Annotated in this window: 14 protein-coding genes; 6 read left to right on the top strand and 8 right to left on the bottom strand. The window is 71.9% G+C overall.

The genetic code is table 11. The annotated features are described in order from the left end of the window. Positions 1 to 2: 2 nt before the first annotated feature. A complete protein-coding gene (locus ICC28_RS21500; RefSeq protein WP_188290286.1) occupies positions 3 to 1,529 on the bottom strand; it encodes a M1 family metallopeptidase in 1,527 nt (508 codons plus the stop codon). 188 nt (positions 1,530 to 1,717) lie between these two features. Between ICC28_RS21500 and ICC28_RS21495 the strand changes: the two genes are divergently transcribed. Beyond that, a complete protein-coding gene (locus tag ICC28_RS21495; RefSeq protein WP_188290285.1) occupies positions 1,718 to 3,670 on the top strand; it encodes a Xaa-Pro dipeptidyl-peptidase in 1,953 nt (650 codons plus the stop codon). Beyond that, entirely contained in the window at positions 3,667 to 4,914 is a 1,248-nt protein-coding gene (locus ICC28_RS21490; protein ID WP_188290284.1) for a M14 family metallocarboxypeptidase, read from the top strand. Before ICC28_RS21495 ends, ICC28_RS21490 begins: the two co-directional genes overlap by 4 nt. Positions 4,915 to 4,917: 3 nt before the next feature. Here ICC28_RS21490 and ICC28_RS21485 read toward each other — a convergent pair whose 3' ends face one another. Further along, on the bottom strand, positions 4,918 to 5,868 hold the full coding sequence (locus ICC28_RS21485; protein ID WP_188290283.1) for an FAD-dependent oxidoreductase: 951 nt from the start codon (positions 5,866 to 5,868) through the stop codon (positions 4,918 to 4,920). Positions 5,869 to 5,934: 66 nt separating this feature from the next. Here ICC28_RS21485 and ICC28_RS21480 point away from each other — a divergent pair, with 66 nt between their 5' ends. Together ICC28_RS21480 and ICC28_RS21475 are read left to right on the top strand one after the other, a co-directional pair. Next, the gene (locus tag ICC28_RS21480; RefSeq protein ID WP_188290282.1) at positions 5,935 to 6,957 is read left to right on the top strand and encodes an oxidoreductase; all 1,023 of its coding nucleotides are present in this window, start codon (positions 5,935 to 5,937) and stop codon (positions 6,955 to 6,957) included. 48 nt (positions 6,958 to 7,005) lie between these two features. Continuing rightward, a complete protein-coding gene (locus tag ICC28_RS21475) occupies positions 7,006 to 8,649 on the top strand; it encodes an ABC-F family ATP-binding cassette domain-containing protein (protein ID WP_188290281.1) in 1,644 nt (547 codons plus the stop codon). 55 nt (positions 8,650 to 8,704) lie between these two features. Here the strand turns inward: ICC28_RS21475 and ICC28_RS21470 are convergent, their stop codons facing one another. The 4 genes from ICC28_RS21470 to ICC28_RS21460 all read right to left on the bottom strand — a co-directional run bounded on the left by ICC28_RS21470 (position 8,705) and on the right by ICC28_RS21460 (position 13,137). Continuing rightward, positions 8,705 to 11,059 (bottom strand): Tex family protein, encoded by a 2,355-nt coding sequence (locus ICC28_RS21470; protein ID WP_188290280.1) that lies wholly within the window; start codon positions 11,057 to 11,059, stop codon positions 8,705 to 8,707. 80 nt (positions 11,060 to 11,139) lie between these two features. Then, complete coding sequence (locus tag ICC28_RS41120; RefSeq protein ID WP_317454057.1) at positions 11,140 to 11,271, bottom strand: LPFR motif small protein; 132 nt, start codon at positions 11,269 to 11,271, stop codon at positions 11,140 to 11,142. 86 nt (positions 11,272 to 11,357) lie between these two features. Further along, entirely contained in the window at positions 11,358 to 12,227 is an 870-nt protein-coding gene (locus ICC28_RS21465; RefSeq protein ID WP_188290279.1) for an SCO6745 family protein, read from the bottom strand. 160 nt (positions 12,228 to 12,387) lie between these two features. Then, positions 12,388 to 13,137 (bottom strand): enoyl-CoA hydratase/isomerase family protein, encoded by a 750-nt coding sequence (locus tag ICC28_RS21460; protein WP_188290278.1) that lies wholly within the window; start codon positions 13,135 to 13,137, stop codon positions 12,388 to 12,390. Positions 13,138 to 13,249: 112 nt separating this feature from the next. On the opposite strand from ICC28_RS21460, the gene ICC28_RS21455 reads away from it, so the two are divergent. Both ICC28_RS21455 and ICC28_RS21450 read left to right on the top strand, forming a co-directional pair. Beyond that, complete coding sequence (locus tag ICC28_RS21455; protein WP_188290277.1) at positions 13,250 to 13,861, top strand: HdeD family acid-resistance protein; 612 nt, start codon at positions 13,250 to 13,252, stop codon at positions 13,859 to 13,861. Between the two features lie 138 nt (positions 13,862 to 13,999). Further along, on the top strand, positions 14,000 to 14,491 hold the full coding sequence (locus ICC28_RS21450) for an ATP-binding protein (protein WP_188290276.1): 492 nt from the start codon (positions 14,000 to 14,002) through the stop codon (positions 14,489 to 14,491). 12 nt (positions 14,492 to 14,503) lie between these two features. On the opposite strand, the gene idi is transcribed toward ICC28_RS21450, so the two are convergent. Both idi and ICC28_RS21440 read right to left on the bottom strand, forming a co-directional pair. Then, on the bottom strand, positions 14,504 to 15,097 hold the full coding sequence (gene idi / locus ICC28_RS21445; RefSeq protein ID WP_188290275.1) for an isopentenyl-diphosphate Delta-isomerase: 594 nt from the start codon (positions 15,095 to 15,097) through the stop codon (positions 14,504 to 14,506). Positions 15,098 to 15,480: 383 nt separating this feature from the next. Beyond that, a complete protein-coding gene (locus ICC28_RS21440; RefSeq protein ID WP_188290274.1) occupies positions 15,481 to 16,419 on the bottom strand; it encodes a cation diffusion facilitator family transporter in 939 nt (312 codons plus the stop codon). Positions 16,420 to 16,503: the final 84 nt, after the last annotated feature.

Raw genomic sequence — 16,503 nt, 5'->3', positions numbered from 1 at the left:
GCCTAGTCCTCGTGGCCCTCGTGGCCCTCGTGCGTGTCGTGGTCGTGCACATCGCCCGTCGACACGAGCTTCTTCCACGACTTCGGCTGCGCGGGAGCCGTCTTCTCCTGCGCGAGGGACACGGCACGTGCCGCGGCCGCGGGCGGCTTCGACGGCTGGAACAGCCACGTGTCGAACAGCGCGCCCAGCGACTGACCGGACACCTCCTCCGCGTACGCCCGGAAGTCGGCCACGGTCGCGTTGCCGTGGGCGTACTTGGCCGTCCAGCCCTTGAGGATGGCGAAGAAGTCGTCGTCGCCGATCTCGTTCCGCAGCGCCTGGAGCGCCAGCGCGCCCCGGTCGTAGACCGCGATGTGGAACTGGTTGTCCGGCCCCGGATCACCGGGCAGGACCGTCCAGAACGGGTCGTCGGCCGCGCGCGAGGCGTACACGTAGTCGGCGATCTCCTGCGTGGTGCCCTCGCCCTCGTGCTCGGACCACAGCCACTCGGAGTACCGAGCGAAGCCCTCGTTGATCCAGATGTCCTTCCACCCGGCCACCGACACGAGGTCGCCGTACCACTGGTGCGCCAGCTCGTGCACGACCAGATAGGTGTTGGTGCCGTTCGCGAACCGCACCGGGCTGTAGAACGGCCGGGTCTGCGTCTCCAGCGCGTACCGGGTCGTGGTGTTGGGCACGTAGCCGCCGAGCGCGTTGTACGGATACGGCCCGAAGTACTCGCTCAGCCAGTCGGCGATCTCCCCGGTCCGCTCGATGCTCGCCTTCGCCGCGGGGTAGTTGTCGCCCAGGTCCTTGCTGTAGGCGTTGAGGACCGGGATCCCGCTCTCGGTGGTGCCGGTCGTGATGTCGAACTTCCCGACCGCGAGCGTGGCGAGGTAGGTCGCCTGCGGCTTGTTGGAGCGCCAGTTGTACCGGGTCCAGCCCAGCCGTGAACTCGTCGACTGGAGCGTGCCGTTGGAGATGGCCTGGGTGCCGTCCGGCACCGCCACCGACACGTCGTAGGTGGCCTTGTCGAGCGGGTGGTCGTTGCTCGGGAACCACCACCAGGCGGCCTCGGGCTCGTTGGCGGCGACACCGCCGTCCGGGGTGCGGTGCCAGCTGGTGAAGCCGTACGCCTTCTTCGCGGACGGCACACCGCTGTAGCGGACCACGACGGTGACGTCCGAGCCCTTGGCCAGCGGCCGCTTCGGGGTGATCTCCAGCTCGTGCTCGCCGGAGGTGGTGAACGACGCCTTGGCGCCGTTGACCCGGACCTCGCTGACGTCGAGCAGGAAGTCCAGGTTGAACCGCGACAGGTCCTGCGTGGTGCGCGCCAGCAGGGTCGCGGTGCCCTGCAACAGGTCGGTGGCCGGCTGGTACGTCAGCCGCAGGTCGTAGTGGGAGACGTCGTAGCCGCCGTTGCCGTAGGCCGGGTAGTAGGGGTCGCCGATGCCCGGAGCGCCGGGGACGGAACTCGCGGCCGATGCCGGGATCGCCAGCAACACGGTGGCCGCCGCGAGCGCGCCCGGCGCGAAGAATCTGCGGTGCACGAAAGCTCCAAGTCGTAGGGGACCGAAGGCTGTTCGAAGCCTATTCACTCCCTGTGTCCCGCGCGTGTCCACCGGCCCGCCCGTCACACGATCGCCATTCGGCCGCCATGCTCCGGCACCCCCCTCGGACCACTTCCGTCTCCAGTTGCCCTCTTCTGTACGGGAGTTGATCGATGTACCGTCCGCGCATGTCCATACGCATGCGCTTCACGATCTGGAGACCGCTCGCGACGGCGGCCACAGCCGCCCTGATGGCCACCGCCCTCACTCCTGCCACGGCCCAGGCCGGCCCGCGCACCAGTGAACCCGTCCACTCCTACGACAACGCCATCCGCGAGTCCGTATGGGTAGACACCGGACTCGACGGCGACGGCGACGGCAGGAGCGACCGCGTCGCCGTCGACATCGTCCGCCCCCGCGAACCCGCCCAGCAGGGCCGCAAGGTACCCGTCATCATGGACGCCAGCCCGTACTACTCCTGCTGCGGGCGGGGCAACGACAGCCAGCGCAAGACCTACGACGCGAACGGCGACGTCGTCCAGATGCCGCTGTACTACGACAACTACTTCGTCCCGCGCGGCTACGCCTTCGTCGGCGTCGACCTGGCCGGAACCAATCGCTCGGACGGTTGCGTCGACGTCGGCGGCCGCTCCGACATCCAGTCCGCCAAGGCCGTCGTCGACTGGCTCAACGGCCGTGCCAAGGGCTACACCACCCGCACCGGCCCCACCCGCGCCAAGGCCACGAGCTGGACCAACGGCAGGACCGGAATGATCGGCAAGAGCTACGACGGCACGATCGCCAACGGCGTCGCCGCCACCGGGGTCAAGGGCCTGAAGACGATCGTCCCCATCGGCGCCATCTCCTCCTGGTACGACTACTACTTCGCCAAGGGCGCCCCGCTGTTCGGCTCCGGCCCCGACTGGCTGTCGAACTACGTCGAGAGCCCCGACGCCCGCGCCCGCTGCGCCGCCGTCCAGCAGAGGATCGTGGCCGGCGCCCCGCGCACCGGCGACTGGACCCCGCTGTGGAGCGAGCGGAACTACGTGCCCGACGCCCGCAAGGTCAGGGCCAGCGTCTTCGTGATCCACGGGATGCAGGACCTCAACGTCCGCGCCAAGCACTTCGGCCAGTGGTGGGACGCCCTGGCCAAGCACGGCGTCGAGCGCAAAATCTGGCTCTCCCAGGTCGGTCACGTCGACCCCTTCGACTTCCGCCGCGCCGAGTGGGTGGACACCCTGCACCGCTGGTTCGACCACGAACTCCTCGGCTACGACAACGGCATCGACGACGAGCCCATGGCCGACATCGAACGGAGCCCCGACCACTGGGTCACCTCGAACGTCTGGCCGCCACGCGCCACCCAGCCGACCACACTGCGCCCCGCCGAAGGAACCCAGGACGGCGTCGGCACCCTCGGCCTGACCCGCGGCTCCGGCACCGAGACCTTCACCGACGACCCGGGGCACAACGAGACCGACTGGGCCGCCCACATCGACCGGCCCACCCCCGACAAGGCGGGCTTCGTCACCGGCCCGCTCACCCGCGACCTGCGCCTGTCCGGCTCCTCCAAGGTCACCGTCACCGCCACCCCGAGCACCTCCACGGCCCACCTGTCGGCCGTGCTCGTGGACCTCGGCCCTGACACCATCCGCGACTACGCCACCGCGGGCGAGGGCATCACCACCCTCACCCGGCGCACCTGCTGGGGCGCGAGCACCACCGGCGACAGCGCCTGCTTCCGGGAGACCGCCACGAAGACGGCCGACGTCGACTACACCATCCTCAGCCGCGGCTGGGCCGACCTCGGCAACCACGCCTCCGACCGCAAGGGCGTCTCGCTCCGGCCCGGCACGCCGTACACGATCACCCTCGACCTGGCGGCCACCGACCATGTCGTCCCGGCCGGCCACCGGCTCGCCCTGATCGTCGCCGGCACCGACAGGGGCCTCATCGAACCGCCGTCCACCCGGCCGACCCTGACGCTCGACCTGTCCCGCACCAAGGCCCGGGTGCCGCTGGTCGGCGGCGCCGAGGCGTTCCGCAAGGCGACCTCGGGCACCGCGCCCGCCCCGAGCCCGTCCGTCCTCGACGGCGTGGCCGGACCGCGCGCCGCCCAGCGCATCCCGGAGGCCTCGTGAAGTCCCGTATCGCCGCGGTGATCGCGGCCGTACTCGCCGCACCCCTGCTGTCGATTCCCGCGCACGCGGCGGACACCCCGCCGCGCACGGGCTTCGAGGAGTCGGGCGGTGCCCGCTGGACCAGCCAGGCCGAGGAGCGGGAGTTCCTCGCGGCCGTCGACCGGGCGAGCGACCGGGTGTCGGTCAGCCGGATCGGCACCACCGAGCAGAACCGCCCGCTCCAACTGGTCCGGCTCGGCACCCGGCCCAGCACCCGCACCGTGCTGCTGGTGTGCAGCCAGCACGGCGACGAACCCTCGGGACGCGAGGCGTGCCTGACCACGATCCGCGACCTGGCCTACGCCCAGGACCACCGGACGAAGCGGTTCCTGAGAACCACCACCCTGCTCGTCGTCCCCACCGCCAACCCCGACGGCCGGGCCGCCGACACCCGCGGCAACAGCGACGGCATCGACATCAACCGCGACCACCTCGCCCTGCGGACCGCCGAGGGCCGCGCGCTGGCCGCGGTGGTCCGCGACCGTAAACCCGACGTGATCTACGACCTGCACGAGTACGGAGGCACCCCGCGGTACTACGACAAGGACCTCTTCGACCTGTGGCCGCGCAACCTCAACACCGCCACCGCCGTGCACAAGGAGGCGCGGAAGCTGTCGCTGGACTACGTGCGGCCCACCGCCGAGGCCGACGGCTACACGACCGGGACGTACGGCATCTGGACCGACCCGGTCACCGGCGAACCGATCCGGCAGGTCGCCGGTGACGGCCAGGAACGCATCCTGCGGAACATGTCCGGCATCAAGCACGCCGTCGGCCTGCTCATCGAAAGCCGCGTGGAACCCCTCACCGCGGTACCGGAGGCGGTCAACAACCTGCGCCGGGTCGACTCCCAGCTCTCGGCGCTGGACGGCCTGTTCGCCTTCGCCGGCGAGCGGGGGGCACGGGTCGACGCGGCCACCGCCGCCGCCCGGCTCGCCGGATGGCGCGACACCGGACCGGTCTACGTGGGCGGCGCCGACAACGACCCGCCCGAGCCCGCCGAGGTGATCCAGGACCCGCCCTGCGGCTACCGGCTCACCTCGGACCAGTACGCGCAGGTCAAGGACGTACTCGCCGTGCACGGAGTGCGGACCCACGGCACGTACGTCCCGCTGCGCCAGTCCCTGCGCGCCCTCGTCCCGCTGCTCCTCGACGAACGCGCCCCGTACCACATCACGGCCGGACAGCCCGTCGCCGACTGCTGAGCGTCAGGGGGCGGCCAGCGCGGCCGCCTCCTCCGCGCAGCCCCAGGCCACCGTGACGCCCGCGCCGCCGTGGCCGTAGTTGTGCACCAGCGCCCGCCCGTCCGGGAGCGGTTCGCGTTCCAGCCGGACCGCGTCCCGGACGGGCCGCAGCCCCACCCGGTGGTCCAGGATCCGGGCCCCGGCGATCTCCGGACGCAGGCGCGCGCACCGCTGCACGATCGCCTCGGCCACCCGCGGATCGGGCTCCAGCGACCACTGCCCGTCCTCCGCCGTCCCGCCGAGCACCAGCCTCTCGGGCTGCGGAAAGAAGTACGCCATCTCCCCGGACGGCTCGGTGGAGGTGGCCCAGGTGCGGATCCCGGGGTTCTCCACGACCACCAACTGCCCCCGCACGGGCCGTACGGCCGTGTCCGGCACCAGCTCGCGCGCCCCGAGCCCCGTGCAGTTCACCACGACCGGCGCCGGGGCCTGGGCGAGCGAGGACACCGTACGCGTCTCGACGACCCCGCCCGCCGTGAGGAACCGTTCCCGCAGCCACGGCAGATGAGTCGACATGTCGATCAGCGGCAGCCGGGCCCACAGCCCGGTCCCGCCGTACTCCTCGGCCCTCGCCCGGCGCAGACCCGGCACTTGAGCCGCGGCCCACGCGTCCGCCCCGTCCAGGTCGCCCTCGCCCAGTACCCCTTCGACCATGCGTACGCCGGTGACCTCCGGACGCAGCGCCAGCTCCCGGTACACGGCGAGGGACCGCAGCGCCCACACGCGCGCGAGCGCGACCGGTTCGATCCGGTACGGCCACCACAGTGCGCCCGCGACCGCCGAGGTGGTCCGCTCGACGGGGTCCCGCGTCCACACCCGGACCCGCAGGCCGCGCTCGGCCAGGACCACGGCCGTCGTCAGGCCCGTCACCCCGCCGCCCACCACGATGACTTCGTCGCTGCGCCCAGTCTCCACGCGGGGACGGTAGCGGAATGTGCCATGCCGTGCTCGCACCACCCCCGTGCTGGGGATACTCACAGCATGTCTGCCGAGTACGCGTCCTTCGGCCTGGCACCGGCGATGCGTGCCGGTGGAGTCCTCGCCAACGGTGACTACCAAGTCCACCGGGACTTCGTGGACTTCATCGTCGACGGGCGCCCGCTGCTGTTCCGGCTCTCCGACCTCGACGCCGTCTCCCCGCTCGCCTCCGACGTCCCGCCCGCCATCTTCACCGCCCAGGTGCGCAGCCTCCTGCTGGAAGCCGAACCACCGCTCCCGGACGGCCGCTACGTCATCTACGGCTGCCCCGAGTGCGAGAACCTCAGCTGCGGCGCGGTCACCGCGGCCGTCGAGCGCGACGGCGAGGACTACATCTGGCGCGACTTCGCCTGGCAGACCGCCGACCACGCCGACCTGGAGCTCAACGGCTACCACGGCATAGGGCCGTTCCGCTTCCAGGGCGCCGCGTACCGGGCGGCGCTGGCCTCCCTCCTGGACCGGGCCGCCCACGCCTCCCGCCGCCGCGTCCTGCTCATCGGCGCCCGCGTCGCCCTGCTGGCCAAGCTCGCCGCCGCCCTGCGCACCATCGGCATCGGCGCCGACATCACCCGGGACGCCGAGCACGTCCCCGCCGACGAACTGCGGGCCTACGGCGCCGTCGCCTTCGGCCGCGCCGTCATCGAGCAGGACCGCTCCGCCGTGCGCCGCGCCTTCGACCGCGCCGGCGTCGACGTGGCCTACGTCGACGGCCTCGCCCCGATCGTGCCCCTGCTCGTCGCGCAGATCGAGCACGCGCTGGACCGCAGCCCCGTGCAGCAGCGCCGGCTGACCCGCCTGGTGGCCGCCGACGGCGAGGCGGGCATCGAGGTGAGCTCACCCTGCCGGGTCCGGCTGACCGCCTACCGCCTGGACCGCCTGTACCGCGCCCACGTCCACGAGGTCTTCGACGGCGTCCTGGATGCGGGCCGCCACCGCATCGCCCTGGACGCCAGGGCCGTGAAGGGGGAGTCCTTCGTGGTGGCCCGGACCTCGGGAAGCGTGCTGGTGGCGGCGATGGCCAGGTGAGACGGGGACATAGGGCCCCCGGACCCGGCGACTAGGATCAGGGCCCTGATGACTGCCACTCTCGTCGTGAAGAACCTCGCCGCCGGCCACGGCGACCGCGCCCTGTTCAGCGGACTCGACCTCGTCGTCGCCCCCGGAGACGTGATCGGACTGGTCGGGGCCAACGGCGCCGGCAAGTCCACCCTTCTCAGGATGCTCGCCGGCCTCGCCGCGCCGGAGGAGGGCGAACTGCGCCTGTCCCCGCCGACGGCCAGCGTCGGCCACCTCCCGCAGGAGCCGGAGCGGCGCCCGGGCGAGACCGTGCGCGGGTTCCTGGCCCGCCGCACCGGTGTCAGCGAGGCCCAGCGCCTCATGGACGAGGCCACCCAGGCGCTGGTCGACGGCGCCCCGGGCGCCGACGACGCGTACGCGACGAGCCTGGAGCGCTGGCTCGACCTCGGCGGCGCCGACCTCGACGAACGCGCCGAGGAAATCGCCGACTCCCTCGGCCTGGCCGTCGACCTGGACCAGCCGATGACGTCCCTGTCCGGCGGCCAGGCGGCACGGGCGGGCCTCGCCTCCCTGCTGCTCTCCCGCTACGACGTCTTCCTCCTCGACGAGCCCACCAACGACCTCGACCTCGACGGCCTGGAACGCCTCGAACGCTTCGTCACCGGCCTGCGCGCCGGCACGGTCGTCGTCAGCCACGACCGCGAGTTCCTCACCCGCACCGTCACCAAGGTTCTCGAACTCGACCTCGCCCAGCAGCAGATCAACCTCTACGGCGGCGGCTACGAGGCCTACCTGGAGGAACGCGAGGTCGCCCGCCGGCACGCGCGCGAGGACTACGAGGAGTACGCCGACAAGAAGGCCGCCCTCCAGGACCGGGCGCAGATGCAGCGCTCCTGGATGGACAAGGGCGTGAAGAACGCGCGCCGCAAGGCGGGCAACGACAACGACAAGATCGGCCGCAAGTTCCGCAGCGAGGCCAGCGAGAAGCAGGCGGCCAAGGCCCGCCAGACCCAGCGCATGATCGAACGCCTCGACGTCGTCGAGGAGCCCCGCAAGGAGTGGGAACTGCGCATGGAGATCGCGTCGGCCCCGCGGTCCGGCGCCGTCGTCGCCACCCTCCGCGACGCCGAGGTGCGCCGCGACGGCTTCACCCTCGGCCCCGTCTCCCTCCAGATCGACTGGGCGGACCGGGTGGCGGTGACCGGCGCGAACGGCGCGGGCAAGTCGACCCTGCTCGGGGCCCTGCTGGGCCGTGTCCCGCTGAGCGCGGGGGAGGCCTCCCTCGGCTCCGGCGTCCTGATCGGCGAGGTCGACCAGGCCCGCAAGCGCTTCCACGGCGAGGAGTGCCTGCTGGACGCGTTCCACGCGGCCGTCCCCGACACGGAACCGGTCGAGGTCCGCACCCTGCTGGCCAAGTTCGGCCTGAAGTCGGACCACGTCCTGCGCCCGGCGGCCTCACTCTCCCCGGGCGAGCGCACGCGAGCCGCGCTGGCGCTGCTCCAGGGCCGAGGCGTCAACCTCCTCGTCCTCGACGAGCCGACCAACCACCTCGACCTCCCGGCGATCGAACAACTGGAGTCGGCCCTGGAGGCGTACGAGGGCACGCTCCTGCTGGTCACCCACGACCGCCGCATGCTGGACGCGGTCAGGGTGACCCGCCGCCTGGAGGTCCATGCAGGCAAGGTGACCGAAGCGCCGTGAGGGGCGCGGGGAACCGCGCGACCGGCCACAACCGGCCCGCAGTTCCCCACCACCGCTACCGCCCCTTGTTCTTCGGATCCAACAACCCCGCACGCCGAAGCGCGTCGGCCATCGCCCCGTTGGCCGGCGGAGCCTGCCGCTGCGGCCGTTGCTGCCGCTGCTGAGGCGGACGCTGGCCACGCTCCCGTCGCCGCTCACCGCCGGAGGCCTTTGCCTCGTCGTCCAGGCGCAACGTCAGCGAGATCCGCTTCCGCGGAATGTCGACGTCCAGCACCTTCACCTTGACGATGTCACCGGGCTTGACCACTTCCCGCGGATCCTTCACGAACGTCTTCGACATCGCGGAGACATGCACCAGCCCGTCCTGGTGGACACCGACGTCCACGAACGCGCCGAACGCCGCCACATTGGTGACCACGCCCTCCAGGACCATCCCGGACGACAGATCGGAGATCTTCTCGACGCCCTCCTTGAAGGTGGCCGTCCTGAACGCGGGCCGCGGGTCGCGCCCCGGCTTCTCCAGCTCCTTCAGGATGTCGCTCACGGTCGGCAGACCGAACGTGTCGTCCACGAACTCCTGCGGCCGCAGCGAACGCAGCACACCCGTGTTGCCGATGAGCGCGGCCACTTCCTGGCCGGACGTCTTCACCATGCGGCGGACCACCGGGTACGCCTCCGGGTGCACGCTGGAGGCGTCCAGCGGGTCGTCGCCGCCCCGGATCCGCAGGAAGCCCGCGCACTGCTCGTACGCCTTCGGGCCGAGCCGCGGGACCTTCTTCAGCTCCGCGCGCGACCGGAACGGGCCGTGGGAGTCGCGGTGCGCCACGATGTTCTCGGCGAGGCCGGAGGTGATGCCGGAGACGCGGGCGAGCAGCGGGGCGGACGCCGTGTTCACGTCGACGCCCACGCCGTTCACACAGTCCTCCACGACCGCGTCCAGCGAGCGGGACAGCTTCACCTCGGACAGGTCGTGCTGGTACTGGCCCACGCCGATCGACTTCGGGTCGATCTTCACCAGCTCGGCGAGCGGGTCCTGGAGGCGGCGCGCGATCGAGACCGCGCCGCGCAGCGACACGTCCATGTCGGGCAGCTCCTGCGAGGCGAACGCGGAGGCCGAGTACACGGAGGCGCCCGCCTCGGACACCATCACCTTGGTGAGCTTCAACTCGGGGTGCTTGGTGATCAGTTCACCGGCGAGCTTGTCCGTCTCGCGGGAGGCCGTGCCGTTGCCGATCGCAACCAGTTCGACCGCGTGCTCCTTCGCCAGCCGGGCCAGCTTGGCGATCGCCTCGTCCCACTTGTTGGCGGGGACGTGGGGATAGATCACGTCCGTCGCGACGACCTTGCCGGTCGCGTCCACCGCGGCGACCTTCACACCCGTACGGAAGCCCGGGTCGAGGCCCAGCGTCGCGCGGGTGCCGGCCGGGGCGGCGAGCAGCAGGTCACGGAGGTTGGCGGCGAAGACGTCGACCGCCTCGTCCTCGGCGGCCGTCCGCAGCCTCAGCCGCAGGTCGATGCCCAGGTGGACGAGGATCCGGGTCCGCCAGGCCCAGCGGACCGTGTCCGTCAGCCACTTGTCGGCGGGGCGGCCCCGGTCGGCGATCCCGAACTTCGCGGCGACGATCCCCTCGTAGGACGAAGGCCCCTCGGTGGCCTCCTCCGGCTCCAGGACGAGGTCGAGGACCTCCTCCTTCTCGCCGCGCAGCATCGCCAGGATGCGGTGCGAGGGCAGCTCGGTGAACGGCTCGGCGAAGTCGAAGTAGTCGGCGAACTTGGCGCCCGCCTCCTCCTTGCCCTCCCGCACCTTGGCGGCCAGCCGTCCGCGCACCCACATGCGCTCGCGCAGCTCGCCGATCAGGTCGGCGTCCTCCGAGAACCGCTCGGTGAGGATGGCCCGGGCGCCGTCCAGGGCGGCCTGCGGATCGGCCACGCCCTTGTCGGGGTCGACGAACGCGGCGGCCGCGGCCTGCGGTTCGACCGCCGGGTCCGCGAGCAGCCCCTCGGCGAGCGGCTCAAGACCCGCCTCGCGCGCGATCTGCGCCTTCGTGCGGCGCTTGGGCTTGAAGGGGAGGTAGATGTCCTCCAGGCGGGCCTTGGTCTCCGCACCGCGGATCCGCGCCTCCAGCTCCTCGGTGAGCTTGCCCTGCTCACGCACCGAGTCGAGGATCGCCGTCCGCCGCTCCTCCAGCTCCCGCAGATAGCGCAGCCGCTCCTCGATCGTGCGCAGTTGCGCATCGTCGAGCATGTCGGTGGCTTCCTTGCGGTAGCGGGCGATGAAGGGCACCGTCGAACCGCCGTCGAGCAGTTCCACGGCGGCCTTGACCTGCCGCTCCCGTACGCCGAGCTCCCCGGCGATCCTGCCTTCGATGGATCCCGCGTTGTTCGATCCGTTGGACCCGGGTGTCGTCACGATCCCGTACCGCCTTCTCACTGAGGTTGCGCGGCAATTGTGGCAGGTGACACCGACAGCCGGGGATCAGGGCGCGGGCATCAGACCCGGCGGCTCCTTGTGGAACCCGAGGCTCCGCCGAAGAGCCGGGCCAGCGCCCGGAACGGCAGCGTCACCACGGTGGCGATCGCCCCACCGATCTGGCGCAGTACATCTCCGATGGCACGGAACACGGACGTCCCCTTTCCTCTCCCCGGCCGCACCCGACCGGGAGGCCCCGGGTACCTCGCCCGCGTCCCACCATGCGCCGCCGGATGGATCAGGCCTTGCCGATCAGGTCCGCCGGGTAGGCGCCCGCGGCGAGGGCGGTGCGTACGAATCCGGTGCCGAGTTCCGTCAGACGGGCGACGGCCTGCGCGCCCAGGTGCTCGTAGGGGGCCCGGTCCAGCCGGTCCGTCTGCCGCTCGACCTCGTCGCGCAGGGCGACTCCGCTCTCGGTCAGTTCGCCGGACGCGTCCACCAGCCCGCGCTCGCGCAGCCGGCCGACCGCCGCGTCCCACTCGTCCTGGGTCCAGCCACGGGTGCGCAGCACCCACGTCGGGGTGAAGCCGCGGCCGGTCGCGGTGTGCGTGACCACGGCCTCCAGACCGTCGAGTTCGGCGGCCGTCAGTGCGGCGAGATGCCCGTCGCCCCGGTGCTCGCGCAGCAGTGTGGCGGCGTGGAAGTAGGCCAGGTGCGGCTCCTCGGGGACCGGCAGGTCGGCGTGGGCCGCGTACAGCGGCCGGGCGGCGCGCGAGCAGGCCTCGGTGGCGCGCAGGGCGAGCTGTGCGGCCTCCGCCATCTCCGCGGACGCCAGGGCCTCCTCGCCGAGCAGCCGGCGCAGCATGGCGTCGGCCGCACGCGCGCGTGCGGCCAGGACCCGGTCCGGGGCGGCGGTCTCCCAGACGGCGGGGACATGCCGGGCGACGGTCTCGTACTTGTAGTTGTAGAAGGTCGCCGCCACCGTGCCGGCCCCGACCGCGCCCAGCGCGGCGGCCCGCACCGCGAGGTTCACGGCCTTGGGATGGGTGATCCCGAGCGCGCCCAGCTCCTGGCCCAGCTCGGGGGCGAAGTAGTGCATCGAGTGCAGGGTGTTGAGCGCGTTGTGGCAGCGGCGGCCCGCGCGCGCGTCAAGGACGGCAGTAGTCATGCCGGGCAGGTTACCGACCGCTTGGTATCCGCGGTCAAGGGTGGCGGAAAAGGTGGGGAACCCGTCATTGCGACTGCCTCCCGCGCGCGTGGAGCCGCGGCCGGGCAGGCAGGCACCTTGGGACGCCGGTCGACTGCCTCCCCGCGCGCGTGGAGCCGCGTCAGCCCGACGTAGTCCAGGTGAAGCGCGGCGCCCTGCGCTCAAGGAAGGCGGTGACGCCCTCCGCGGTGTCGCCGCTGCCGCGCGCCTGCTCGGTCCAGTAGGCGTCCCGGTCGGTGCGCCCGTTCGCGAACTCCTTGGCCGCGGCCTGCGTCAGCTGGGAGCGGCTCACCAGCACCCGGGTGAACTCCGCCACCCGCTTGTCCAGTTCGCCGGCCGGCAGCAGCTCGTCGACCAGGCCGGTGCGCAGCGCCCGCTCGGCGTCGATCAGCTCGCCCGAGAACAGCAGGTACTTGGCGGCCGCCGGTCCCGTCAACGACACCAGCCGGCGGGTGGCGGAGGCCGGGTACACGATGCCGAGCTTCGCCGGTGTCACGCCGAACAGCGAACCCTCCTCGGCGAACCGCAGGTCGCAGGCGGCCGCGAGCTGTGCGCCGCCGCCCACGCAGTGCCCGCGTACGGCCGCCAGGGTCGGCCTGGGGAAGGCCGCGAGGGCCTCCTCGGCGAGTACGGCGAGGCCCTGGGCCTCCTCCGCCGAGTGCTGGAGGCCGGAGATGTCCGCCCCCGCGCAGAAGGTCTGGCCCGCTCCGGTCAGCACCAGCGCCCGCACCTCCGGATCGGCCGCGAGGGCGTCGAGGAGGGGCGGCAGCGCCCGCCACATCGCGGCCGTCATGGCGTTGCGCTTGGCCGGGTGGTGGATGACGACGGTGGCCACCGAGTCGGTGACGCCGTGCAGCAGCTGCGGCTCCATGGCCGGATGCTATCCGCCCCCACCGGACGGCCGATCAAGAAGGGCGCCCGAGCGCGTTACGGCGCAGGGTCGAAGGGAACCGGGAACAGACATCCGATCGAGGAGGTGCCGCATGGCGAAGTCCACCGGTCCCACGGGCGAGGCGGCGAAGCTGCACCGAGGCTTCGGCTGGCTCGCGGCGCTCGGCATGATCCTGGTCCTGGCAGGCCTCGTCGGTCTCGTCTACACCGGCGTCGCCACGCTGACGTCCATGATCCTGTTCGGATGGTTGCTGCTGATCGGGGGCACCGTCGGCCTGCTGCACGCGATCCAGGCGCGCGGCACCAGTTTCTTCTGGCTCGGCGTGGTGGTCGCGGCGCTGAACATCGCGGCCGGCGTGGTCATCATGCGCAGGCCGGAGGCGGCCGCCGAGGCGCTGACCATGTTCGCCGCGCTGCTCTTCCTCACCGGCGGGGTGTTCCGGCTCGTCGGCAGTCTGGTGGTGCGCGGCCCCCAGTTCGGCTGGACCCTGGTGCAGGGCGCCTTCGGCCTGCTCCTCGGCATCCTGGTGCTGGCCTCCTGGCCGAGCAGCAGCAAGTACGTCATCGGCACGTTCTTCGCCCTCGCGCTGCTCTTCGACGGGCTGGGGCTGATCGCGACCGGCTTCGGCGGGCGGCGGATCGTGGGCATGGTGACGGAAGCGGAACAGCAGGAGGGCGCCGCCAAACCCGTACAACCCGAATAGTTCGTAAAGTTGGTGCGAGAAGGGCAGGGGCGGTCTCGTAGTCGACTGTGTCATACGTCAACGGTCAGAAACGTTCGATATCCGCTGACTTCTGTTCAGGCATCCGGTGTGGAGCGGTGCGTTACCAACACTCGTCGTGTGGCGACAATCGAGCGCGAGGGTGGCGACCGGCCGATGGACAACCACGGGTCCCCGGACCCGTTGCCCTACGAAGGGGTGTGGCGGTTCACCGCCTCCGCGGTGGACGCCTCGGTCCCGCAGGCGCGGCACGCGGTGCGGGACCTGCTGTACCGCCAGGGAGTACCGATCTCGGACGAGCTGGTGCAGGGGCTGCTGCTGATCGTTTCGGAGCTGGTCACGAACGCCGTCCGGCACGCGGCACTGCTGTCGCCGATGCTCGCCGTTGAGGTCGCCGTCGGCGCCGAGTGGGTGCGGGTGTCCGTGGAGGACAACCACCCCTACCGCCCGACGGCCCTGGAGGCCGACCACGGCCGGACCGGCGGGCGCGGGCTGCTCCTCGTGCGCGAGATCACCCGGGAGGCGGGCGGGGTGTGCGACGTCGAGCACACCGCGAGCGGCGGCAAGGTGATCTGGGCCGCCCTGCCGCTCAAGCCCGAACAGGTGGCCTAGGGTCTGTCCGGCTCACCAGCCCGCGGACGGGCCCGTCAGCTCCCTGACCGCGGGACGGGCCGCGTCCAGGACGGTCATGAACCAGGACGAGAAGGTGTCCTTGGCGTGCCGCTCGGCCAGCTCCGCGGGGGTCACGAAGGCGGTGTCCCCGACCTCCTCCGCGTCCGGCCGCAGCGGGGCCTGCAGCAGGCCCACGAAGAGGTGGTTGTACTCCTGCTCCACCAGGCCCGAGTCCGGGTCCGGGTGGTTGTAGCGGACCGTGCCCGCCTCGGCGAGCAGCGACGGGGAGGCCCCGAGCTCCTCGAAGGTCCGCCGGGCCGCCGCCGCGAACGGCGCCTCGCCCGGGTACGGGTGGCCGCAGCAGGTGTTGGACCACACGCCGGGGGAGTGGTACTTGCCCAGCGCCCGCTGCTGGAGCAGCAACCGGCCCCGCTCGTCGAAGAGGAACACCGAGAACGCGCGGTGCAGTTGTCCCGGCGGCTGGTGGGCGGCGAGCTTCTCGGCGGTGCCGATCGTCACACCGTTCTCGTCGACCAGTTCGAGCAGAATCGCGTCCGCGGTGCCGTTCGACGCGCTCTGCGCCGTGGTGGCAGGTGTGATCGGCATACCCATCCTTCACTTCAGTCTTCGCGCCCCAAGTGTGCCGCACGAATCCGGCACTCCCGGCAGTTGATCGTGCCCGGCGCGGCGGTGGCGGAACCTCGAACGGCCGAGCTGTGAGGGTGAAGACGCCACCGCCCCCCGAACCGCTCCGTAGCGCTGCGCATTCGACTGCGGTGCGCCAGCGCCCCGAAGGGGCGCGGGGAACTGCGCGCCCGGCCCCGACGGCGCCGCGGCCGAAGGATGGCGTGCCCGCGGCGCTCCCGGGCGGGCCCGGCGCATTCGACTGCGGTACGGCAGCGCCCCGAAGGGGCGCGGGGAACGGCGCGCCCGGCCACGACGAGCCCGCGGACGACCGACACCACGTCACCGCACCCCCAGCGGAGCGCCTAGTGGCACAGTCGCGCCTCGTGCTCCGCGTGCCCGCCCGGCTCCAGCTGGAAGGTGCAGTGCTCCACGTCGAAGTGGTCGCCCAGGCAGCCCTGCAGCTCGTGGAGCATCTTCTCGTGCCCTATCGCGTTGAGCGCCTCGGAGCTGACGACCACGTGCGCGGAGAGCACCGGCATCCCGGAGGTGATCGTCCAGGCGTGCAGGTCGTGGACGTCCTCCACACCGTCCAGGGCGAGTATGTGCGCCCGTACCTCCATCATGTCGACGCCCTTGGGGGCCGACTCCAGCAGGACGTCAAGGGTCTCGCGCAGCAGCTTGAGGGTGCGCGGCACGATCATCAGACCGATGACCAGCGAGGCGATCGGGTCGGCCGCCAGCCAGCCGGTCGTCAGGATCACCACCGCTGAGATCAGCACCGCCAGCGAGCCCAGCGCGTCGGCGGCCACCTCCAGGAACGCGCCGCGCACGTTCAGGCTCTCCTTCTGGCCGCGCATCAGCAGCGTGAGCGAGATCATGTTCGCGACCAGGCCGATCGCGCCGAACACGATGGTCAGCCCGCCGTGGGTGTCGGCCGGCGTGATGAACCGCTGGATCGCCTCGTACAGGACGTAGCCGCCGACCCCGAGGAGCAGCAGGCAGTTGGCGAGCGCGGCGAGGATCTCGGCGCGGGCGTAGCCGAAGGTGCGGTTGCCGCTCGGCGGGCGGCTCGCGAAGTGGATGGCGAGCAGGGCCATGCCCAGGCCCAGCGCGTCGGTCGCCATGTGCGCCGCGTCCGCGACCAGGGCGAGCGAGTCGGCGACGACGCCTCCGACGACCTCGACCACCATGACGGTGAGCGTGATCGACAGCGCGACGCGCAGCCTGCCGCGGTACGCCGCGGTCGCCGTACCGCCGGCGGGCGCACCGTGCGCATGCCCGTGATCGTGCCCAGCCCCCATGAAAGCCGCCTCCTGATGTGGTCCGGTGGGTCGTCCGGGACCACAGTGAACTACGGGTGGGGCGTATGAGGCAACGCTGCATTG

It is taken from the genome of Streptomyces sp. TRM68416 (assembly GCF_014596915.1).
Taxonomy (GTDB): domain Bacteria; phylum Actinomycetota; class Actinomycetes; order Streptomycetales; family Streptomycetaceae; genus Streptomyces.
Note: the sequence above shows the minus strand (reverse complement) of the source record. Positions and strands in the feature narration are given on the sequence as shown.